Source organism: Nostoc sp. C052, assembly GCF_013393905.1.
Classification (GTDB): Bacteria; Cyanobacteriota; Cyanobacteriia; order Cyanobacteriales; family Nostocaceae; genus Nostoc.
This window is the reverse complement of record NZ_CP040272.1, coordinates 5,559,289-5,581,988: the sequence shown is the minus strand read 5'-3', so window position 1 is coordinate 5,581,988 and position 22,700 is coordinate 5,559,289. Positions and strand designations below refer to the sequence as shown.

16 protein-coding genes are annotated in these 22,700 nt (G+C 41.7%); 8 read left to right on the top strand and 8 right to left on the bottom strand.

Going from position 1 to position 22,700, the window contains the following annotated elements:
• From FD723_RS23025 to FD723_RS23015, 3 genes are all read right to left on the bottom strand, one after another.
• Nucleotides 1–897: an ROK family protein gene (locus FD723_RS23025; protein WP_179067440.1), complete on the bottom strand. Its 897-nt coding sequence runs from the start codon at nucleotides 895–897 to the stop codon at nucleotides 1–3.
• 135 nt (nucleotides 898–1,032) lie between these two features.
• Complete coding sequence (locus FD723_RS23020) at nucleotides 1,033–1,242, bottom strand: hypothetical protein (RefSeq protein WP_179067439.1); 210 nt, start codon at nucleotides 1,240–1,242, stop codon at nucleotides 1,033–1,035.
• Nucleotides 1,243–1,301: 59 nt separating this feature from the next.
• Nucleotides 1,302–2,198 carry an ABC transporter permease gene (locus FD723_RS23015; RefSeq protein ID WP_179069241.1) on the bottom strand — a complete coding sequence of 299 codons (897 nt, stop codon included), beginning with the start codon at nucleotides 2,196–2,198 and terminating at the stop codon, nucleotides 1,302–1,304.
• A 350-nt stretch (nucleotides 2,199–2,548) separates the two neighbouring features.
• Here FD723_RS23015 and FD723_RS23010 point away from each other — a divergent pair, with 350 nt between their 5' ends.
• Nucleotides 2,549–2,836, top strand: coding sequence for a hypothetical protein (locus tag FD723_RS23010; protein ID WP_179067438.1), 288 nt, complete (start codon nucleotides 2,549–2,551; stop codon nucleotides 2,834–2,836).
• A gap of 152 nt (nucleotides 2,837–2,988) precedes the next feature.
• Here FD723_RS23010 and trxB read toward each other — a convergent pair whose 3' ends face one another.
• Nucleotides 2,989–4,359 (bottom strand): thioredoxin-disulfide reductase, encoded by a 1,371-nt coding sequence (gene trxB / locus FD723_RS23005; RefSeq protein WP_179069240.1) that lies wholly within the window; start codon nucleotides 4,357–4,359, stop codon nucleotides 2,989–2,991.
• Between the two features lie 676 nt (nucleotides 4,360–5,035).
• Between trxB and FD723_RS23000 the strand changes: the two genes are divergently transcribed.
• The 6 genes from FD723_RS23000 (at nucleotide 5,036) to FD723_RS22975 (ending at nucleotide 12,377) form a co-directional block, all read left to right on the top strand.
• On the top strand, nucleotides 5,036–5,332 hold the full coding sequence (locus FD723_RS23000; RefSeq protein WP_179067437.1) for a hypothetical protein: 297 nt from the start codon (nucleotides 5,036–5,038) through the stop codon (nucleotides 5,330–5,332).
• A gap of 164 nt (nucleotides 5,333–5,496) precedes the next feature.
• Nucleotides 5,497–5,886: a hypothetical protein gene (locus tag FD723_RS22995; RefSeq protein WP_179067436.1), complete on the top strand. Its 390-nt coding sequence runs from the start codon at nucleotides 5,497–5,499 to the stop codon at nucleotides 5,884–5,886.
• A gap of 709 nt (nucleotides 5,887–6,595) precedes the next feature.
• Complete coding sequence (locus FD723_RS22990; RefSeq protein ID WP_179067435.1) at nucleotides 6,596–8,473, top strand: NAD(P)H-quinone oxidoreductase subunit F; 1,878 nt, start codon at nucleotides 6,596–6,598, stop codon at nucleotides 8,471–8,473.
• Between the two features lie 94 nt (nucleotides 8,474–8,567).
• On the top strand, nucleotides 8,568–9,281 hold the full coding sequence (locus FD723_RS22985) for a carbonic anhydrase (RefSeq protein ID WP_179067434.1): 714 nt from the start codon (nucleotides 8,568–8,570) through the stop codon (nucleotides 9,279–9,281).
• Between the two features lie 159 nt (nucleotides 9,282–9,440).
• Entirely contained in the window at nucleotides 9,441–10,937 is a 1,497-nt protein-coding gene (locus tag FD723_RS22980) for an NADH-quinone oxidoreductase subunit M (protein ID WP_179067433.1), read from the top strand.
• Between the two features lie 132 nt (nucleotides 10,938–11,069).
• Complete coding sequence (locus tag FD723_RS22975; protein WP_179067432.1) at nucleotides 11,070–12,377, top strand: CO2 hydration protein; 1,308 nt, start codon at nucleotides 11,070–11,072, stop codon at nucleotides 12,375–12,377.
• A gap of 338 nt (nucleotides 12,378–12,715) precedes the next feature.
• On the opposite strand, the gene FD723_RS22970 is transcribed toward FD723_RS22975, so the two are convergent.
• The 3 genes from FD723_RS22970 to FD723_RS22960 all read right to left on the bottom strand — a co-directional run bounded on the left by FD723_RS22970 (nucleotide 12,716) and on the right by FD723_RS22960 (nucleotide 19,838).
• Nucleotides 12,716–16,927, bottom strand: coding sequence for a DEAD/DEAH box helicase (locus FD723_RS22970; RefSeq protein WP_179067431.1), 4,212 nt, complete (start codon nucleotides 16,925–16,927; stop codon nucleotides 12,716–12,718).
• A gap of 1 nt (nucleotide 16,928) precedes the next feature.
• Nucleotides 16,929–18,695: an SWIM zinc finger domain-containing protein gene (locus tag FD723_RS22965; protein ID WP_179067430.1), complete on the bottom strand. Its 1,767-nt coding sequence runs from the start codon at nucleotides 18,693–18,695 to the stop codon at nucleotides 16,929–16,931.
• Nucleotides 18,696–18,926: 231 nt separating this feature from the next.
• Nucleotides 18,927–19,838, bottom strand: a complete 912-nt coding sequence (locus FD723_RS22960; RefSeq protein WP_179067429.1) for a polysaccharide deacetylase family protein — start codon at nucleotides 19,836–19,838, stop codon at nucleotides 18,927–18,929.
• Between the two features lie 404 nt (nucleotides 19,839–20,242).
• Between FD723_RS22960 and FD723_RS22955 the strand changes: the two genes are divergently transcribed.
• Nucleotides 20,243–21,301, top strand: a complete 1,059-nt coding sequence (locus FD723_RS22955; protein ID WP_179067428.1) for a serine hydrolase — start codon at nucleotides 20,243–20,245, stop codon at nucleotides 21,299–21,301.
• 7 nt (nucleotides 21,302–21,308) lie between these two features.
• Here the strand turns inward: FD723_RS22955 and FD723_RS22950 are convergent, their stop codons facing one another.
• Nucleotides 21,309–22,454, bottom strand: a complete 1,146-nt coding sequence (locus FD723_RS22950; RefSeq protein WP_179069239.1) for a SpoIID/LytB domain-containing protein — start codon at nucleotides 22,452–22,454, stop codon at nucleotides 21,309–21,311.
• Nucleotides 22,455–22,700: the final 246 nt, after the last annotated feature.

The following is a 22,700-nucleotide window of genomic DNA, read 5'->3' as shown; positions in this document are numbered from 1 at the left end:
CTAAAATTCCGAATAGCGTTGCCATGCCAACTTTGCTGCACCTACCATCCCTGCAAAATTGCCTAACTCTGCTGGCAATATTTGTAAATCCACTCGTGATAAAGGCTGCACTCGCTTCTCAATTTCTGCCTTTACACCTGGTAAGAAAAACTCAAAGCTGCCACTGATACCGCCGCCAATCACGATCGCTTGCGGTGTGAGTACATAGATCAAACTGGTCAAACCAATTCCCAAAGTATTACCATACTCTTGCCAAAAAGTCAATGCTTCGCCATCTCCTTGTTGGGCAAGAAAGCCTAATTCGATGGGTTCTTTGAGAGTGCGGCGGCGAATTGCAGTCGCACAGGCATATTGTTCCAAAGAGCCTTGATTGCCACTATTACAAATTGGCCCATCAGGATTTAATGAAATTAAACCCAATTCCCCGGCGGCTCCTTGATGTCCAATAAATAGTTTGCCATCAAGGATAATTGCACCGCCAACCCCAGTACCTAAAGTTAGCAGAATCAGATTTTGAAAGTGGCGACCGGCTCCTAGCCAAGCTTCTCCTAAAAGAGCGCAATTAGCATCATTAGCGATCGCAGTCGGTTTGCCAGTTTTAGCTTCTAACCAGTCTGCTAAAGGCACATCGATCCATCCAGGCAAGTTAATGGCGATTTTAGCAATGCGTCCCGCAGCATCCGATGGGCCAGGAGTACCAACACCAATCGCAACAGCTTGATTATCTGGATCAATTTGTGCGATCGCATCTACCATCACTGCCAGCACCGCCTCCGGTGTTGTCGGCTGGGGAGATGCCACAGTCAAAGATTGCAGACAAGCACCATCAACTGCAAAACGCCCCAGCTTAATCGCTGTTCCTCCCACATCAATGCCAATTACTTGAGAACTCACCACTTTAAAACCTCACACCAAGCCATAAACCTTTGCGTACCCTCTGCGCTTCTCTGCGTTTAAATTTCACCCCTCAATTCGCCATTATTTTCCGCAAATCTACACTTAGCATCTTGGCGCGAAAAAATTCTCAATTTTCTATTTTATTGAATGCGAGTCGTTTTCATCACCGATATTAAGACGCGGGGCTTTCAATTCTGCTCTCTGTAAATCAGCAACAGTCATGGTACGAAAACTCGATTGCTCCTGCCAAGCTGTAATTGGCGCACCTCTTAAAATACCAGCAAGGGCAACAGAAAGGATAAACCCGCCAGTAGCGGCAGCAATTAACGTTAAATTATCTTTCATACAATTCTCTCTATTGTTTATTTGTCCTTTGTCATTTGTCTTTTGCTAATGACTAATGACTACTTTCGGATTCTATTTTCTCTTCGTAATCGGGGATTGACAAATTCATTTAACCCTTCGCCAAGTAGTGATAACCCTACCACCATGAATGTCATCGTCAAACCAGGGAAAAGTGTAGTCCACCAAATGCCAGTAGGTAGAGCTTCTAGGGCTTGTTTTAAATCATGTCCCCATTCTGCCACTTCTTCGGGAAGTCCTAGCCCCAAAAAGCCCAAACCGCCCAACACCAAAATCGCATCAGCCGCGTTGAGTGTAAATAGAACGGGTACGCTTTGAATGACGTTGAAAAACAAATAACGAGAAAGCACAACCCAAGTAGAAGCGCCCATTGCTTGAGCAGCTTCGATGAACACTTCTGTTTTCACGCTAACGGTGTGGTTGCGGACAACGCGGTAATATTGGGGGATGTAGGCAATGCTAATAGCGATCGCTGCATTTAATATCCCACGCCCCACCACAAAAGCCAGTGTCACAGATAGCAGTAGCCCTGGTAGAGTGTAGATGCTATCCATAATAAACAGCAACACTTTATCCAATTTCCCGCCAAGATAACCACTCAGCATCCCCAAAGGCACACCGATAATCATACTCAGCGCCGTTGCCAAAATTACCACCTGCAAAGCAGCTTGAGCGCCGAACAATGTCCGCGAGAACACATCATAGCCGAGGCGACTAGTACCAAACCAATGTTTAGCTGAGGGTGGCTCGTGAATTGGATTAGAGAGAAAATCTTTCGGGTTTTGCAGCCATCCCCAAGCCTGCAATACGGGAGCGAAGAATGCCAGGAAGATGAAAAATAGGGTAATGGCTAACCCGATGAGCATGAGTTTTTGGGAAAGATTGGGACTTTTGCCAAACTCTAAAAATGTCGGTAGTCGCCGTTTTGTAATGGCCATAAAGCGATCGCCTGGAGCAAAGCTTGATACGCTGACCATTTTACATATTAGATCGGGGATTGCGTAAACATCCTTAATAAAAGTCCGACTAATTTACGATAAAAGGGAAAAGGTTAAAGGTTAAAGGGGAAAGGGGAAAGGGATGAACAGGTCGCGCCACTTGCGGGCGTTAGCGGAGCGGGACGCAGTACGGTTTTTACCTTTCCCCCTTTCCCTTTTCCCCTTTCCCTTCTTCATAAATACAGAGCTAGCCTTTAATTTTTTGACACAATTTCAGTATTTTAACTGTTGTCTTAACCGTTAATGTTTACTTAGTATGTTGCACAATATTTTTTATTATCTTAGTAATTGTGAAACCTCTTCTACAGACTTATTTAGAACAAGAAATCTGGATACTAGTAAGAGATAAGTGGTATTTTGCTACAATTATCGGAGTTTGGGATGATTTGTTGTGGTTTAAACATAGGACTTACAACAAAGATACAGAGGAAGACACTTTCTGGGAAATGGTTGTGAAAATAAGTGAAGTAATTGCTATTGATAAAATTAAGTCTATTATTAGTAGAAAACCAGACATGCTTATTTCACGGCTGCTAGAAACTGAGCAAGATACAAACGATCATCATCAAGATAATTGATATTAATTAGCTCAATAGTTAAAAAAATCGGCATTGGGCATCGGGAAGAGGAGAAGGAGAATTGGGGAAAAGGGAAAGACTTGTGACAAGTTATCACTCCAGTTACCTTGCTCCTTGCCTCTTCATCCCCTGACTCTCCATACCCCATTCTCTTACAGATTACTTTCAATCAACTGGCGGTATTCGCTCTTTTGCTTCACGCCTTTGACTTCCTTCACCAGTTCTTTGTTTTTGAACAATTGAACCGTTGGTGTTCCTGTCACACCAGCATTTTCAGCAATATCTCGGTCTTTGTCGATGTCAATTTCTACAAAGTGAATTTTGCTGCCAAATTCATCCACCACTTTATTTAAAATCGGCTTCAGGGTATGACAAGGGCCGCAACCAGGAGAGACATATTTAACAAGGAGTAAGCGATCGCTTTCATGGAACAATTTCCGTAAGGCATAACCTCCCTCATGGCGTGTCCCATCTAAGTTAAATCCCGCTTCTTCCTCGGCTTCAGTCTTTTTGGCTGGCTGATGTTCTAATTCATTAACCGTCGTTTCTGGCTGTTGATGGAATTCTTGAATCAAGCCAGTAGATGATAACCAGCGTTCTGCTAACATCGCCGCCATACAACCAGTACCCGCAGCCGTAATTGCTTGTCGAAACTCATGATCTTGTACGTCGCCAGCAGCAAAAACGCCTTCTACACTAGTTTCCACAGTACCGTGCTTGGTGACAACGTAACCTACCTCATCTAGTTCTAATTGCCCTTTAAATAAAGAGGTATTGGGAGTGTGACCAACGGCGTAGAATAAACCTTTAGCGTGCAGTTGGCTCTCTTCACCAGTTTTAGTATTGCGGATTTTCACCCCTTCCATGCGATCGCTACCGAAGATATCTACGGCTTCTGTATTCCAATGCACCTGGATTTTCGGGTTGCTCAAAACCCTATCTTGCATAGCTTTAGAAGCTCGCATTTTATCGGTGCGTACCAACATATTCACCTTAGAACCGTATTTGGTGAGGTAAATTGACTCTTCCGCCGCCGAGTCGCCAGCACCAATTACAGCTAATTCTGCACCGTGAAAAATTGGTGTTGCACCATCGCAAATTGCACAAGCGGAAATACCCCGACTCCAAAATTCATGTTCGCTGGGTAAGCCCAAACGCTTTGCAGTTGCACCAGTAGCAATGACAATGCTGTTGGTTTTTATTTCCCTTTCTTGCGATCGCACTGTAAAGGGACGCTGACTCAAGTCAACTGATATAACATCTTCAGTATATAGTTCAGCCCCCCAGCGCTCCGCCTGCGCCTTCATCTGATCCATCAATTCCGGGCCAGTAATCCCTTTAGGAAACCCTGGAAAGTTCTCAACTTCCGTCGTTGTCATTAGTTGCCCACCAGGTAAACCCCCGGCTTGGAAACCTTCAAATACCACGGGTTTCAGGTTAGCGCGTCCGGCATAAATGGCGGCTGTGTAGCCTGCTGGGCCAGAACCGATAATTACCAAGTTTTCTACAGTTGGGTTAGCCATGAAAATATACGAACTCATAACGACTACGCTTAATATAGCATAACAATTCATGATTGGCTACATCAGATGGTAAGCGATCGCCCATTGGTGTCAACTTATAGCAGGGGACTGGGCAATACTGCGTAGGTTTTGCATTTTTAACTCGGAATTGGGTTTTGGGAAAAGGTTAAAGGGTAAAGGTTAAAGGTTTTTTCTTTCCCCTTTCCCTTTTCCCCTTAACCGCCAAGTATTGGGGGACTGGGGACTGGGTTGAAAGTCTGTTTGTATATAGGTTTTATCATCAGTTAATGTCTTAACTTCCTTGTCCGTTGCTATAACGTGAAAACTAGCCTAGTAAAAGCTTTTAGATATTGTCTCGTTCCCAGTCTCCGACTGGGAATGCTCATCATTGAGGCTCCGCCTCGCTTGCTGGCGGCAGATCCACCAGGAGTCTGGCTGGCTAGAAACGAGGTTTTAAAGGAGTTTTAGCTGAAGTTGACACCAATGGCGATCGCCAAGTGCCTACGATACTATAGGAATCCAATTTGATCACTGAACTTACTTACGTAGGGAGGGAATAGACGTGTACTGAGTTGTTTCACGCAATCAAATACGAATCCTATATACGCTCAACACTTGCCAAGTACTTAAAACTTACTTTTAATCTAAAATCCAAAATCCAAAATCCAAAATTGCTATGCGAGCCAGAATTGAAAATAAAATACTTTTGATCCACCACGAAGATTTACCAGAGTTTAAGAAGGGTGGTTCGGTAGTGCGGAACTCTTATTTTTGGGCGCTACGTTCAATTGCTGGTCAAGCTTCGCGTTATCGTGATTGGGAATATGAACCGGAAGTTTGGCTAGCGCTTTCACGAATGCTTTTGTCGTTTGCTGAATCTGGGTATTTGGGTCTTAGAGAAACCTTACTAGAGTTTCCTATATCTCAAGGGGAAATTCCGAATTTGCTGCGAGATGTATCTACTTTTGAATAGAGTTAAGTAGATGGGCGTCAATATTTGTCATTGGGATAAGGCAGGGGGTAGGGGAAGTAGGGGAAGCAGAGGAAGCAGAAGGAGAATAATAAATTTTTAACTCCTAACTCAGCACTCAGCACTCAGTACTGATTAAGATGTACCAGTTAGTGGAGGAGAAGAACGTGAAAATAGCGGTTATCACTAAAATATTACTTACATCCATAAGTTTGTTAGCTTTATTTGCTCCAGGTAAAGCATCGGCTCAACTCATACCACAACCTTGGGTTTCAGTGGGTGGAAAAGATGGTGATATAACTTATGCTGTCGGAGCTAGAGCTTTAAATTTTGGGGTTGAGGTCGGAACTGGCCCTGATGGTGCTACAGGAGTAGATGTTTTGAAATTTATCAGTTTGCCTGTAATTTCACCCTATATAGGAGTTGGACTTTATTCAGAGGATAAAGGTGTTGCAGTTTCAGGTGGCGTTCAGGTAGGTGCTACAGATCACGTTTTTGTTGGTGCTGGTTACAATTCTATTCGTGGCTTTAACGGGCAACTGGGAATAAGATTTTAACTAATTACATCTGTATAAAATCTTCAAATGAAGATAGCTAAACCCCTAGACAAAAACTTGAACCTGCTGTATGGAAACTACCAGGGGTTGAGCTATGGGCAATTAGAGACTTCCAACTAAAAAAATATCCCATCGTTTCGGTGAGCAGGGGACGCAGGGGAGGGAGAGGAGGAAGAATCTAACGGTCGTCTTCTCTCTCAAAATTGAATAATTTAATTTCTGGAAGTCCCTTAAGCATGTTGCTATTAACACCCAGGTGGATCATCTGTTGTGTGCAATAGAAGCCTGGGTGAAGGCACATCAACAAACTTTTGAGTTCAGTACAGCGTGGTTGATTGAAGAAAAAGATACCAGCGATGACCTGTCAAATGGGTTCTATATACCGTAGCCGATGCTTTGGGGAGAGGTGTATTTATCTCAATTGATAAAGCGAATGATAACTATTGATTCATCCCTTACTCAATACATAGATAAATACTAATAGCTATTATTCATTAATCAAATGGTTGATTATATAAGAATTAATTAGAGTAATTATCTCAAATTTAATTAGCTCAAGTAATTCCATTTGGACAGATATAACGGTAAGCTGTTCCTAACAAAATTAAATAAAGATAAATTTGCATTATTTGCAATCGCTGGATTAACTGGGATCAACACCAGTTGATTTAAAACCCGTAATTTTTGATGAAAATATAGAGGTGAGTTAATGGCTCAGTTTCTACTAGAGACTGTTTGGCTAGTTCCGTGCTATGCCTTAATCGGTGGCTTGTTAGCCGTGCCTTGGTCGCCGGGGATCATTCGGAAAACGGGGCCAAGACCGGCGGGTTATGTAAACTTGGTGATGACATTTTTGGCGTTTGTGCATAGTGCGATCGCTTTACAAGCAACTTGGAATCACCCAGCCCAAGAAGTATTTATTCCTTGGTTATCTACGGCTGGTTTAGACTTGACTATCGCTTTGGAAATTTCTTCCATCAGTGTCGGCGCTTTAGTCGTAATCACTGGGTTGAATTTGCTGGCGCAGATTTATGCTATTGGCTACATGGAAATGGATTGGGGTTGGGGACGCTTCTATTCCTTATTGGGATTATTTGAAGCGGGACTTTGCGCCCTTGTTCTGTGTAATAATTTGTTCTTCAGCTATGTAATTTTGGAAGTCCTGACGCTGGGAACTTACCTATTAGTCGGCCTATGGTTTAGTCAGCCGTTGGTAGTTACAGGTGCAAGAGATGCTTTCTTAACCAAGCGGGTGGGAGACTTATTCTTGCTGATGGGTGTGTTGGGGTTATGGCCTCTAGCTGGGACTTGGAATTACACAGAATTAGCCGAGTGGGCGAGTACAGCCAATGTCAACCCAACAGTAATTGGATTGGTGAGTTTAGCTTTAATTGCCGGCCCGATGGGTAAATGTGCCCAGTTCCCGTTGCATCTGTGGTTGGATGAGGCGATGGAAGGCCCTGTTCCCAGTACGATTTTGCGGAACTCGGTAGTAGTTGCGAGTGGTGCATGGGTGTTGATTAAACTGCAACCTGTGTTAAGCCTCTCACCCATAGTTTCCTCAGCAATGGTAGGGATTGGTGCAGTGACGGCGCTTGGTGCATCGTTAATTGCGATCGCTCAAATCGATATGAAACGCTGTCAATCCTATTCTGTCAGTGCATACATGGGTTTAGTATTCATCGCCGTGGGAGTACAACAAAACGAAGCAGCCCTGTTGTTAGTTCTCACTCACGCCATATCCGCAGCACTATTGGTAATGAGTACGGGCGGAATTATCTGGAATAGCATCACCCAAGACGTAACCCAACTTGGTGGACTGTGGAAGCGTCGCCCGATTTCAGGAATCGCCTTTATTGTCGGCAGTTTGGGATTAATTGGTTGTCCACCACTGGGTAGCTTTTGGGCGCTGATGGAATTAGCAGATGGGCTGTGGGAAACTCAACCTTGGTTAGTGGGAGTAATAATCGGGGTAAATGCTTTGACAGCCGTGAGTTTAACCAGAGAATTCGCTTTACTTTTTGGTGGTAAAGCTACACAAATGACAGAGCGATCGCCTGAAGCTCACTGGCCGATGATTCTGCCAATGATGATTCTACTTGGCTTTAATCTACATCTTCCTTTCATCTTACAAAATTTATCACTTTTACCAGATTGGGCAAGCCTAAATAAAGATGTCGCACTACTTTTAAATTGGTCAAGTATTTTCGGTTGCAGTATCACTGGTGTGATTTATTTCAGCAATATTCCCAAACCGATTCGCCTGCCTTGGAAGGGTTTACAAGACTTAATCGCATACGATTTTTATACCCCCAATATCTATCGAATGACGATTATTTTCAGCGTTGCCAAAATTTCCCAACTTGCCGATATGATTGACCGCTTCGTAGTCGATGGCATCGTTAATTTCGTTGGTTTATTTTCCCTATTAGGTGGCGAAGGTCTCAAATACAGCACCTCTGGACAAACCCAGTTTTATGCACTCACTGTTCTTGTAGGAGTAAGTCTTTTAGGAATGTGGGTAACTTGGCCATTTTGGGGAATACACTTTTTAAATCTGGTTTTTCAAATTTCGACAATTGGATAGCAGTCAACACAGTTCAGATCAGCCCAAAACACTTGTAGAGACGGCGATTTATCGCGTCTCAAAGTTAACAGTTTAATATTGTGAGAATAATTCCATGAGCATACAACATCCCCAAACAAATCTTTCTAGAAGAAGTTTATTCAAATTTGGTGCAGGTGCTATTGGCACAGGTGTATTGACAGCCGGACTTGGCTCAAACTTACTTGCACCCGAAAAAGCCTCAGCAGAAGATGATATTACCCCCGATAAAGCATTGCAAGAGTTATTAGAAGGTAATGAAAGATTTGTCAAAATAAAACGTAAAAACCCTCACCAAAGTCATTCGCGTTTAGTCGAAGTTGCTAAAGGTCAAAAGCCCTTTGCCTCCATTCTCGGTTGTGCAGATTCACGAGTCCCTTCCGAGATTGTCTTTGACCAAGGACTTGGAGATTTATTTGTCTGTCGTGTAGCTGGTAATATTGCCACAGCGGAAGAAATAGGTAGCCTAGAATTTGGCAGCTTAGTATTAGGCTCTAAAGTCATTGTGGTCGTAGGACATGAAAGATGTGGTGCAGTAGATGCTGCCCTCAAAGGTGCTGAAGTCCCAGGGCAAATTGGAAGTTTACTTGAGGCAATTAAACCAAGTGTAGAAAGCTCAAAAGGACAATCAGGAGATAGGTTAGAAAATGCTTGTAAAGCAAATATTTTGACGCAAGTTAAAAAATTGAAAGCATCGCCGGTTTTATCTAAGTTAATAGAAGAAGAAAAACTGAAAATAGTTGGAGCTTATTACGATTTAGACACTGGCAAAATCAGTATAGTAGCCTAGTATTTTTGTCTTTTGTCATTGGTCATTGCCTAAGAGTATTCACATCAATCCAAAGCCCTCATGTAGAGACGCGATTCATCGCGTCTTCTTCAAAGACCAACAACCCAAACGTATTGAGTCATAAAGGACAAAAAACAAAGAACAAAGGACAAAATTACCATGTTAAGTGTTTTGATTTGGCTGCCAATTTTAGCTGCCGCTCTGATCGCAATATTACCCGTAAGTATCCCCAAAAACCGCATTCGTTTAACAGCATTAATTTTTTCAGGCATAGTTCTCTTCTGGAACCTTTTAATTCTGCTAAAATTTGATATTAGCAATCCAGGAATGCAATTTAAAGAGTATTTGCCTTGGAATGAAACCCTTGGCTTGAGCTATCAATTAGGTGTTGATGGACTTTCCATCTTGATGTTGGTGTTAAATAGCCTCCTTACCTGGATTTCTATTTACAGCAGTAGTAAAGAAACTGAACGCCCACGGCTGTTCTACTCGCTGATTTTATTAGTTAGTGGTGGAGTTGCAGGTGCTTTCCTTGCTGAAAATCTGCTGCTATTCTTCCTATTCTACGAACTAGAATTAATCCCCTTCTACTTACTAATTTCCATTTGGGGAGGAGCAAAACGGGGTTATGCTGGAATGAAATTCCTGATTTATACTGCTGTATCGGGAGCATTAATTCTGGCGACATTCTTAGGCATGGTGTGGCTGAGTGGTTCTACCAATTTTGCTTTTGATGCAGTCTCTACAGAAAATCTGTCAACAGCAAAACAAATACTTTTACTAGCAGGAATAGTATTAGGTTTTGGGATTAAAATTCCCTTAATTCCCTTCCATACTTGGCTACCTGATGCTTATGTTGAGGCTTCAGCACCAATTGCCATTCTTCTCGGTGGCGTGTTAGCAAAACTGGGAACTTATGGATTGCTGCGATTTGGGTTGGGTATGTTTCCCCACGCTTGGAGTATTATTGCACCGACTTTGGCAATTTGGGGAGCAATTAGCGCCATCTATGGGGCAGTAGTTGCGATCGCTCAAAAAGACATCAAGCGCATGGTAGCATACAGTTCCGTCGGTCACATGGGCTATATCTTGCTAGCTGGTGCTGCTAGTACTCCCTTAGCACTGGTTGGTGCAGTCGCCCAAATGTTCAGCCACGGCATTATTTTAGCCATTCTCTTCCACTTAGTAGGAGTTGTAGAAGCCAAAGTTGGTACCCGCGAGTTAGATAAACTCAATGGTTTAATGAGTCCCATACGCGGTTTACCTCTAATTAGCGCCTTACTAGTTTTAAGTGGGATGGCTAGCGCAGGTATTCCCGGTTTAACAGGATTCATTGCTGAATTCATCGTCTTTCAAGGTAGTTTTTCTATCTTTCCTATCCCAACAATTTTGTGTGTAGTCGCTAGTGGATTAACCGCAGTTTATTTTGTCATTCTCCTCAACCGCACCTGTTTTGGCAGACTCGATAACTTAGCCTACTATCCCAAAGTTCTTTGGTCTGAGAAAATACCAGCTTTAATTTTGGCAGCTTTTATCATCTTTTTGGGAGTACAACCCACTTGGTTAGTCCGTTGGAGTGAATCTACAACTACAACGATGGTGGCTGCAATTCCCTCCTTAGAAAAAACCGTAATCTCTGAAGTCGCCCTGAAATAAAAATACATCAAAACACTTGTAGAAACGGCGATTTATCGCGTCTTAAAATCTTTCCCACTCACACGATAAATCACCCCTCAAAATCCATCCCCCAGACGCAATTTATCGCATCTCTACCAATTTACGATTACCATGACAGCAATTAAAACAGCAATTAAATTACCTCCTTCTAATCACGAATTTGCCGAAGTCATTCACCGCTTAGAAGCTGGGGGTGCAATGTTACCCGATACCCCAGAAAATTTAATGCAAATCATCGGGTTATATAAGGCTTATGCTGTACCGATGGATTTTTACTGGCGTGACCTACTTTACATTGCCGAACGCGAATTTTTAAACCCGTTACCATTCTTTAAATACTTCTTGCCCAAAGAGTATTTAGAACTGCATAATCATTACGCTGGTGATGATGCCGATTTACGAATTTGGCGCGGTGAGGCTACTGCACATCCCGAACTTTTGGCATTTATTGAGAAGGGTGAAACTTTCAAAATGCCAAAGTTGTTGCATCACTTGTTCCACGATCGCATTAACATGGAATTTGCTGAAGCTTGTATGCGGGCGATGTTGTGGCACAGAGGGATGGGTGGACAATTTGACCCTTACTTAGATTCAGAAGAATACAAAGCCAACGCCGACAGGGCAATCAAAGCTTACTTCCAAGGAAACCCCGTCATGCTGGGACTTTACAAGCTGTTCCCCGATTTGTTTTTGGAACAGTGCCGCCAGATGTCATACTACGCTAATCTGGGCTTATTCTGGGAAATCATGGCCCCAGTATTCTTTGAAATGTCCGATCGCTATGACGAAGGTAGCATTAGCAGTGTCCCAGAGGCGATGAGCTTCATAGTTAATGGTATATTTGCGATCGCAGGTCGTCCGATTTACCATCACGTTTATATTCGTGGCGAATGCTACGAAATTGTCCCTAAATCCAAGGGTTTCATGTGGCTATATGAAGCCGCATTACCTTATGTAGAAGCAGTTTTTTACCGCACCGCACCCTTCCGGGGGACAAAATCTTATAATGCTCAAGCGCGTCAAGTACCAGAAGACCAAAAAGACTTTCACTATGGCATTCTTTACGCTGATGTGTTTCCGGTGGGTACTGCTGGCATTCCCCCGACATTATTAATGCAAGATATGTTGCATTTTTTGCCACCCTATCTTGTTGATTACTACAGCCAACATTGCCGGGGTGAAGAAGATATGTTGATTCAGTTGGGAGTTAGCTTTCAACGGTCGATGTACTGTGTCACTTCTGCCGTAATTCAAGCCTTGCGAACGGCACTTTTATATCCTTTAGATGACCAAAATCCCAAACATTTGCAAGCCAATCGCGATTTTTTTGAAATGCAGCTAAATCGCTTTACTCGACCTGAGTATAACATTCGTGACGCTGCTCGTTTAGGGAGTATTCAAAGTCAAGATTATAGATAACCGTTTCCCAACAAGTGTTAGGTACACCCGTAGGGACACAGCAATGGCCATTGGTGTCAACTTAAGGCAAAACCGCTTGTCCACCGGGAATTTATTTTTGAAGTAATAAGTAATAAGTAATGGGTATTACTCATTACTCATTACTTATTACTCATTAATTTATTTCCGGGCGGGCATGGAAGCCAACAGATAAGCTATTTCCAGCTTAAGTTGACACCAATGAGCAATGCCCTACGTGTTAATATTGCTCGGATAAGCAGGGGAGGCAAAACTCTTCCCCTGCTTCTATTTCTCCCCCTGCTCCCTGCTCCCTGCCCCTTTTCCTCTTCTTTGACAGCTTAACCTTCACTAATCAACTGTAACAAGGCTTCCGTTGATATCTTGCCACTCATCTCGGTACCTTCCAACAGGCTATCTGCCAAATCTCGCTTGTGGTGATGCAATTCCACAATTTTTTCTTCGATAGTATCCTTTGCTACCAAGCGGTAAATCGTCACCGGGCGTTGTTGCCCAATGCGATGGGCGCGGTCTGAGGCTTGGTCTTCTACTGCGGGATTCCACCAAGGGTCTGTATGGATGACATAATCAGCCGCAGTCAGATTAAGTCCTGTACCCCCTGCTTTGAGACTAATGAGAAATACATCCCCTGAACCAGCTTGGAACGCATCGACCCGTTTTTTGCGCTCTGCCACGGAAGTGCTGCCATCTAGATATTGATAACTAATACCTTGCTGTTCGAGGTAATCGCGGATGATGTGCAAATGGTCAACAAACTGACTAAATACCAACGCTTTATGACGATTTTCCAGCAGTTCACCCAGTACTTCACCAAAAAGTTGCAACTTAGAACTGGGTAATTCAGTACCAGGCATCACCAAACTAGGATTACAGCAAGCGCGACGCAGTTTCATAATCTCAGCTAAAACCTGCAAATGTTTTTTTCCTGCCTCGGCATCACTTTCGGTGAGTTTAGATATGGCTTGACGGCGTAATGCTTCATAGAATGCCTTTTCCTCTTTACTTAACTCTACATGAAGGAGAATTTCGGTACGAGATGGCAACTCTTCTAATACTTGATTTTTTGTGCGCCGCAACAAAAATGGTTGAATAAGTTTTTTGAGTTTATTACGTGCAAGTTTATCCTGATATTTTTCGATGGGGGTAGCAAAGCGTTGATTGAAGCTTTCAAAAGAACCTAATAACCCAGGATTAATAAAGCGGAACAAATTCCACAACTCACCCAGGTGATTCTCAATGGGAGTCCCAGTAGTCAGCAACTTAAAATTAGATTTTAGGTTCATAGCTGCCTGAGAACGTTTAGTGGTCATATTTTTAATCGCCTGGGCTTCATCTAGGACAATTGTTTGCCACTGTACCTGAGAAAGCATTTGCGCTACTTCTTCTTGCTGTAATAAACCATAACTGCATACCAACATATCTAAAGGTTGTAACCCATCCAATAATTTTTGGCGGTTAGCACCAGAAAATTGAATAATATTGAGAGTCGGGGCAAACTTCTGGGCTTCACTCACCCAATTCATACACACGGAAGTGGGGGCAATAATTAGGGTTGGCCCCTCATGGGCATTTCTGAGAATGACCGCCAATGCTTGCAAGGTCTTACCGAGTCCCATTTGGTCTGCTAAACAAGCACCCACACCCCAATGTGCTAGTCGCGCTAGCCAACAAAAACCCTCCATTTGGTAGTCACGTAGTTCTGCTTGAAGGGTAGATGGCAGTTCCGGCTGGAGGTTTTGCACCTCCTTAAGACGCTGGATATGTGTTTTCCAGTGTTTATCTGCTTTTACCTTACCTACCTCATCGACAAAATCCTCTAACCCTAATGTTGCCAATGGGTGAAAACGAATACCTTTACTATGTTTTTCCGAAAACATCCGTAACTCGTCGAGGCGTTTCCGAAAAGCTTGAGTTAAAGCCAGAAATTGACCATCACCAAGGGGGATAAAACGGCTGGGGGTTTTCTCCAATAGTTCTAGTAGTTGCTGCATATCCAGCACTAGGTCGTTATTCAATTTCAATTCCCCAGTGGCTGCAAACCAGTCTTGCTGACGTTGAATTGATAAATTAAAGTCTTTTAAGTCGGCATTGTGGCTAACACGCAGTTTTTCTCCTTGTGGCCATTCGATGACTACGTTATTTCCCAGCGTTTGCAGTTCTAGCAGCAGTTCTAAACAGTCTTCTGGATCGTCTATAATCCATTCACCATCTTGTTCTTCAGTTCGAGTCAAGGTGGCGCAGGCGGCTATAGCATCTTTGGCAAGTTGCTTTTCTTCAGACAGATTTCGTCTGGTTTGGAGACGTTTACCGTCAATCTCGGCAATTACAGTTTCACCACCTGTACCAGGACGGTAGTAGGGGCCACCTTGGGCAAAGGGGCGCGATAAAAGGCTGATTTTTAAGCCGGCATTGGCAGGTAAAAGGTGAATATGGGGTAGAGTCTGGGCGGGTACTTCTTCTGCACCTTCTGAACCGCCACCAATGTCAGAATGTACGGTAACAATGCCAGAGACGGCATTTATGGCTGCTAAAACTTGCTTCTCGGCGATCGCAGGTACATTTAATTTGTTATCTTTACCAATAATCTCCGCAATGCGTCTGTGTTCAGCAGTAATTTCAATGACTTTGATGCGGGTTGGGGTTTCTTTGATATGCAGAATATTTTGTGATTCTGGTAATTTGGGAGAAAATTCTAAGGTGAGACGACCTTGTTTTTCTTTTTTAACCAGTAGTTCTGGTTCTCCCTTGACAATTTCTACACGGATAGTAGGTGTATCTTCCCAAAAAACCAACGGGTGTCCAATTAAAGCACAGATGGCTTTTTCACCGAAGGTATAATCAACTTTGCCGTAATAGCCTTCACTATATACCTCAATACAACTACATACCCGCATATCTTGGGGGGTGATGTAATCAAACTCAGATAATGCACTGCTTAGACGCTTAAGGGCTATGGGGCGACCTTTACTCCATTCCCCTTTGGCATTAACTTTTTGTTCCTTTGGTTGCAAGACACATCTGCTGGGATAGAAGGTTATGAACCATGCTAAACGCAGTTCCGATTCTGGTTTTCCTGGTGTTTGTGGTTCTTTTTGGAGATTTGCCAGGGCATTGAGGCACATTTCCCAAGCTTCTTGGGGTCGAATTAAGTCTACGATGGTTTGGATATTGCTATCTTCTCGCAGTGCCTCTGCAAGTTGTTTATAGTTACTACTAGGTTTGAGTCGGGATAGGAGTTCTGCGGTTTCCATTGCCAACCAGTGATAACCGGAGGCGAGCGATCGCCGATACAATGGTTCTAATAAATTAGGTAAGCGTTTTTTGGCACTCTCAGCATCCATCCAATAAAGGCATAGCGAACAAAACAATGTTTGTAAGCTATTTTCTTCTTCTACGGAAGAAATATGACCGCTGACTACAAATTGTTTTTGAGTAATATCACCTTGGTGGACTTGCAGTACCATTTTCAGTCTGCCATAAGTGAACCTGAGCCAATGATCTGATTGACGGGACATCAAATTGGTATACTCTTCTGCTTCTTTGAGGCTTTGCGCTGAACCATCTTTTAAAAGTGCGAGGATGAAAAATAAGCCCCCAATTGTATTGAAATATATTTGGCGTTTGCCTGTAGCCTTTTTGATGGCTTTCAGGGCATCTTTATAATATTTGATGGCTTGTTCATTATCACCCCGCAGAAAACTTAACCAACCCCAAAAGATCGCAGCGTTATTTTGATATTCATTTGATATCCGCTCCAGACTTTCTTGTGCTTCTTGGGTACAACCCTGTAACAACAGTTGTTCTGTCAAAATCAGATGTAGATAATCTGAGCAATGTTTTCCAGGCGTAGAGCATTCTTCTTCCAGCAGCATCAACGCATCTTCAGAAGCGGATAATTTTAAGGCTGAATTGAAGAGGATACTTGATATACCACTTTCATATAATCCTTGTGGTAGGGTGTTAAACCAATCTGCATCAAATGGATTATTGTATATTTGCTCAAAGATATTTTCTATTACTATTTTTTCTTCATTATCAGCGTACTTTTGGTAATCTTCAATTTGCTGATTAATAAAACTAGGATCTTGACGATAAATACCAATGCGGATTTCTCTGATACACTGGCGCAGACTGTAGAATATCCGAGAATCTCTGTTCCAGTGAGTACGTATGGGTAGCTTATCCTCTACTGCTGTAACGAGGATTTCAAAATGTCCAGTTTGTACAGCATGACGAGTGGCAATTTCTGTGAGTAATGGATGACATTCAGCACCCACTCTACTTTCCTGTACTAACAAGCCTGCTTTTAACAATTTATCAATTTGGGAACTGAGGGTTTTAGTAACCCAAGGTTTATTGTTTTCATCTAAAGCGTTAATTTTACTAAGACAACTTACGAATGAATTTTTGTCTATCGGTGCATAAATTACCGAAAATAACTGAATAATTTTTTGTACAGAAGGATGTAGCTGGAAATATTTCTTCGCGAGTAATGCTTGTTGTATTGTGGAATTAAGCTCAAAAGTAGTCATATTATTTATTCAGTTCTTTGAATAATTCCATTAATTTACGTTTCCGCCCATGAGCCGCTTCTAGTTGTGAGCGATAAGCAGACCATTCAGCTTTTTGTCCCAGTTGAAGATAGGCAGCTTTTACTTTTTTGAGCCAATTAACCGCAGCGTCATAACGGTCAGCTTTTCCTTGTTCCATTATTGGTTCTGCCCGTCTGCGAGCGTTATCAATTACCCACTTTGGACTATGGGAAACTGCTGCATCCATGACTCGATGAACTAGTTCTGAAGCATAGTAACTATCTCTTTCTACTGTTTTAATTGCATCATCAATTAATCCTTCATGGAGGAAAATATCAACTTGAGCTTCTCGTATTCCCCAATCTGGCTGATCTCGCAGTGTTTGCAGCAAATCTTGTTTGAGTGTCAACCAAATTTCTCCTGCATAGTCTTGAATTTTACCATAGTCTCGAAAAGATGGTCTGATTTTAAAAGCAATGATGCTAGCAGTTAAAGCAGTGGCATTATCTTCTAATCCTTGGGCTAAATCACTTGTCCAAGTAGCAAATTCATATAAACAGTTACCTGTTAAGCTGATACCAGCTTGGCATATTTCTAACGCTTCAACCAAATACCCATCTTCCCGCAATATTTTTGCTAGGGCAAAACCCTCTTCTGCTCTTTCCATCAGGATTTTAGCCGCAGACATGGCTTCTTCTACTCTTCCCAAAGCTGCTAATTGCGTTAGGTATTGCAGAGTCATTTCTTCTGCTAAAGCTAGATTTAAATACTCTGTATAACGATTTTGACGTTCAAGAATTTGCAAGCGAATCAATGCTAAATCATCAGCAAAGCTTGGTCTTTCATTTTCCCAAAGTTCTGCGGTATCATCTCCTTGCATAATTTGTTGCAGTGGTTCGTAATCCCAACCTTGATGCAATGCTGCTAAACTCATACTAAAATCTGCACTGATTTCGTCTTGCCAAGATTCCAACATCAACTGCAAATCTACTATTTCTCCTTGAGACATTTCTGCACACAAAATTGCTTCTGTCCAGGCGCTATCAAGAGGTTCTGCGATGGAATAACTGTCTCCACCATAATCTAGCAACTCGTCCCATTCTTGGGCATAAGTTTCGGTAATAGTTTCGAGAATTGCGATCGCATTATTGCCATCTCCATTTTCTGCCAACTCCCGCGCTTTCTCAATTACAGCCAGCAAATCATCTGTAAATGGGTCTTCTTCTGAACCATATTCTAATTCTTTCAATCCATCCCGCAAAATCCGCTTGACATGAGAGCGAAAAGGTGATGTGTCAATTTTGCTTTGGCGGGTAGAAGGCTGTTTTGTTTTTGGTTTTGGCAAGTCTATCAAACTGACAAACTCATCAATATCATCAATTATTTCTGGTCTATTTTCCACCAGTTCTTGTAATAATCGCTGAGTTTGAAGAAGATCGAGGCGATTTAATAATTGTTCTAGCGTTGGACGTTCTTCAATGATTTCTGATTTACGCGAACAGCTTAATAAGGTGGCAACGATATGTTTGCACCAACCATCATAATCATAAGGACAAGTACAACAAGCTGAGGTAATTCCACCTGCATCAAAACGAATACTGACTTGATATGGTGTAATTTCGCTACCCTCTATCTCTGCCTGAATCAGATTACCGCGTTTTTTGAGATCAGCGATCGCACCCCTGCGATAATATTCTTCACCACGACTGTAGGATGAAGCGTTGGAGTTATGGCGGATTATTGCTTCCGAAATTCCTGGAATCGACATAGTACCAGCACCCAAGTCTTTTATTTTTAGCTTACGCTTAAACTGCGTTTATTTTCTCTTGGGTCTGTATCAGAATGACACTAAAAAAAGCTCAAAAGCATGTGTAGCCTCGTTCCTAGCCTCCAGGTTGGGAATGTATTCAAAAGAGGACTGGGCGAGCAAGATGCCCACCCCACAACATTGGACAATATTGGATAATTTATTTCTTAGAGTTTCCTAAGCAAGGTTACTTTACTTTTTATTTTCGATCAATTTTTGGTTTTTATCTTGAATTTCTAAGAGTTCAGGGATAGTGACAAAGCGATATCCCTGATTGCGAAAGTTGTCTATAATTTCTGGTAAAGCTTGTACAGTTCTAGAACGATTCCCACCACCATCATGCATCAACACAATTCCACCAGATTTTGCCTCTCTGAATATATTACTGATTAATTTGGGAACCGGAGGACGGGAATAGTCTACAGAGTCAGATGACCACATAATAATAGCGTATTTACTATTTCTAGCATAGTCAACTACCCCATTATGCATCACTCCTCCAGGTGGTCGAAATAAATTTGTTTTTAAGCCTGTAGTTTTAAAAATAATATCTTCGGTGTGGTCAATTTCATAAGCAGCGGCTTGGGGATTCAAGAATTGATACCAATGATGCCAAGTGTGGTTACCAATAACATGACCTTCAGCAATTTCCTGCTTGAGTAACTTGGGATAATTTTTTACATTCTCTCCTACTACAAAAAACGTCCCTTTAATCTGATTTTTTTTCAGGATATCTAACACTTCTGCTGTACTTTCAGGCCACGGGCCATCATCAAAGGTGAGAGCAATGACTTTCTGAGATGGAGAGAGTTTTGCTGAGTCAATTATTGCACCTTGAAAACTTGATGGAATAGAGTCAGAAAAACCCTTTACTTGTGCTTCCCCTTGCCAGCTTTTGAGCATCGCTATCTTTAATTCCTCAACTCGCTGTTGAGTTCCGACATTTGCCGCTACGTTATTTACATTTATAGTCTGTTTTGAATCAAACTGAAAAAGATTTATTTTACTAAAGATGATTAAACCCAGACTAAAGCCACCACATAATAAGATAAGCAGCCCAACTAATTTACCTGGAGTCCAAAGACTCTCCTTATTATTGATCACGTCAACTTCCTTCAATGCTTAAACAGTCAGTCACCCTATTGATAGTAAGTTTAGACTATTTATCTGCTTACTTTCAGAGAAAGTATAACTATCTATTGAGAGATTGCCAAGAGTGCGATCGCTTATCCGCCCCACTTAATTGTTCACAGTTGATGCTTGGAAGTGCAATTCAGATAAATTAAACATACTTTCGTCATAATTCTGTAATATCTTTATCAAGAAAGTATGTCATAATCTTGAGTTTAAAATTCTGATTATTTGTTGATTATTTAGTTAACAAGATAATCAATTGAAATCTTGACATTGTAAACAAATATAACTACAATCTTGTCAGATTAAAGGTACACTACACAAATTGTCCAAAAAATTTTCTAATTAAATTAAGCTATCACGGAAATAAATCAATGAGATTACGCTGGTTCTTACTACCTATTCTTAGTATTTTTTTACTAACATCGCCCAGTTTAGCAGCAAGATTAAAATCTCAAAAAATTGACTCTACTCGGAATTATCTAGAATCAACAAGAGATTGGAAGTATTTATTGGCTAGCTTTGAAAGTCCCAGAATTGTGCAAAAAAAGTTGCTTCCTCAACTCAATAAACCAGAAATTTTCAATAATACAAACGATACTTCTTTATTTGGTGGAATTATTCCATTAGGAAAAGAAATACCAGAGCTAAAGTCTCAAGTTAAAGCATTAATGGCTCATTACAGTTTTCTCAAACCGGGAATGTTTTTTTTAGATATAGAAACAGGAAACTATTTGAATATTGATGGTGAAAAGGTATTTCCAGCAGCTAGCACTATTAAATATCCGATTTTAATTGCTTTATTTGAACAAGTAGATGCTGGGAACATCAAACTTGATGAAAAGCTAGTAATGCGACGTGACTTAGTAGCGAGTGGTTCTGGTGACTTACAGTATAAACGAGCAGGAATCAAACTGAGCGTAATAGAAACTGTTAACAAAATGATTACTATCAGTGATAATACTGCTAGTAACATGATTATTGATCGTCTAGGCGGAAAAGCAAAACTTAATCAGCGTTTCCACAGTTGGGGACTAAAAAACACAGTCATTCGCAATATGTTAGGAGACTTTAAAGGCACTAACACCACTAGTCCAGCAGATTTAGTCCGGTTGTCAGCCTTGGTTGACCAACATAAGCTGATTTCAGAGGGTAGTCAAGGACAAGTTTTAGATATCTTGCGTCATTGTCATAATAATAAATTACTGGCGGCTGGTGTGGGGAAAGGTGGAACTATTGCTCATAAAACTGGAGATATTGGATTTTTGGTTGGGGATGCAGGAATTATTAGTTTGCCAAATGGTAAGCATTACTTGGCAGGTATTTTTGTGATTAGACCCCATGATGATGAACGAGGAAGGGAGTTTGTACGCCAAGTTTCTCATCTAGTTTATCAGTATTTAGATCAACCAAAATTATCCCAGAAGTATTAATTTCATGTTATTTAGCGTTAATGGTACTTAAAGCTACGCCCTGATAATAATGCCCTAAAATTTGCAGGTAGTTTACTCCTCTTTTAGCTAAATTGTATGCGCCCCATTGACTCATGCCTAAACCATGACCATAGCCAAGTCCTTGAAGTACAAAACTACCATCTGCGGATTTGGTAAGGATAAAGTGGGTACTTTTAATCTTCAGGGCTGTACGTACTTTTTCGCCAACCAGTACAATGGTAGCTTTGTCACCAACGATTTTTAAGACTTTAACACTACCAAAAGGTGAGTATGTTTGTACAATCATGTCTTTAACATTGCCGACATCAGAAATTCTGGCACTAATTTCTCTAGGGGAGAAAGTTTTCACCCATTTGCACTCGCTAACATTTTGATCGTAATCTTCAACAGCACGCAGGTAAGGCTCGTGGCTTCCCCAAACGTCTTCGACATTTTCAGTATGTCCTCCAGAACAATCATGAAAAACTGAGAGAATAACACTGTCTTTATAAGTTAGTACTTGTTTATCAGTTGCATCGACGGCGGCATAAGTACTAGGAGTTTCATTGATTACTCCTTTATAATTCTGCCAGTGATCTGGACTATCGCCTAAATCGTAAATAGGATTATTGCGTTGTTTTTCTCGCTCATAGAGAGCAAAAGTCCTGGCGGCAACTGCTTGTGCTTTCAAAGCTTCAGCAGGCCACTCAGTATCCATTTCGCCACCAACAACACTGTAGAGATATTCTTCGTCATCAACCCAGTTAACGGCGGTTAGTCCTTTGTCTGTTGGGATAACGAGAGTTCTGCCTCGATACCAGCGTTCGCCAATGTAAACGAATCCCTTGCCTGTGGGTTCAATCCAAAATAGACCAGACTGCCATTTATCTAAAGCCACACCGCCTGGAACTGCTTGGGCATAAAATGAACTCATTGCTGGTAATTTTCCGAGAGTATGACCAGTACCATCTTTAACCAACGCAGTTGTAGAACTGCCAACTGTTACCTGATTAACTCCCCTCTCAATTGCGATTCGCAAGATTACAGATGCTTTGCTTGGGGTAGCTAAAGTCATCCATAATAAGATACTGATCCACCAATATCCTGCTTTCATCTGTGCGAACAAGGCGTTGAGTAAGAATTGGCATTTCATATCTAGCATTTTATCCACAGTGTTCAATTTATATAAAATGTTATCGCTCATACTACTCTGTGCGTATAGGGTTTCTCCCACAAAGCTGACATGCGCGATCGCGGACTTACCTTTATATAAGAAAGGCGATCGCACAAAGGTACTGTGCAGAGTGCAATCATGTCAAATATCGCCAGTGTTTTAAGCCACAAAGCGCGATCGCACGGACTCCAACCAGAAATAACAAAAGCTTGTATCTTGTAAATA

What these genes read in the sequence shown, in the direction of transcription:
- FD723_RS23020 (WP_179067439.1), bottom strand. Translation starts at nt 1,242, where the DNA reads ATGAAAGATAATTTAACGTTAATTGCTGCCGCTACTGGCGGGTTTATC.
- FD723_RS23015 (WP_179069241.1), bottom strand. Translation starts at nt 2,198, where the DNA reads ATGGCCATTACAAAACGGCGACTACCGACATTTTTAGAGTTTGGCAAA.
- trxB (WP_179069240.1), bottom strand. Translation starts at nt 4,359, where the DNA reads ATGGCTAACCCAACTGTAGAAAACTTGGTAATTATCGGTTCTGGCCCA.
- FD723_RS23000 (WP_179067437.1), top strand. Translation starts at nt 5,036, where the DNA reads ATGCGAGCCAGAATTGAAAATAAAATACTTTTGATCCACCACGAAGAT.
- FD723_RS22990 (WP_179067435.1), top strand. Translation starts at nt 6,596, where the DNA reads ATGGCTCAGTTTCTACTAGAGACTGTTTGGCTAGTTCCGTGCTATGCC.
- FD723_RS22985 (WP_179067434.1), top strand. Translation starts at nt 8,568, where the DNA reads ATGAGCATACAACATCCCCAAACAAATCTTTCTAGAAGAAGTTTATTC.
- FD723_RS22980 (WP_179067433.1), top strand. Translation starts at nt 9,441, where the DNA reads ATGTTAAGTGTTTTGATTTGGCTGCCAATTTTAGCTGCCGCTCTGATC.
- FD723_RS22975 (WP_179067432.1), top strand. Translation starts at nt 11,070, where the DNA reads ATGACAGCAATTAAAACAGCAATTAAATTACCTCCTTCTAATCACGAA.
- FD723_RS22970 (WP_179067431.1), bottom strand. Translation starts at nt 16,927, where the DNA reads ATGACTACTTTTGAGCTTAATTCCACAATACAACAAGCATTACTCGCG.
- FD723_RS22965 (WP_179067430.1), bottom strand. Translation starts at nt 18,695, where the DNA reads ATGTCGATTCCAGGAATTTCGGAAGCAATAATCCGCCATAACTCCAAC.
- FD723_RS22955 (WP_179067428.1), top strand. Translation starts at nt 20,243, where the DNA reads ATGAGATTACGCTGGTTCTTACTACCTATTCTTAGTATTTTTTTACTA.
- FD723_RS22950 (WP_179069239.1), bottom strand. Translation starts at nt 22,454, where the DNA reads ATGAAATGCCAATTCTTACTCAACGCCTTGTTCGCACAGATGAAAGCA.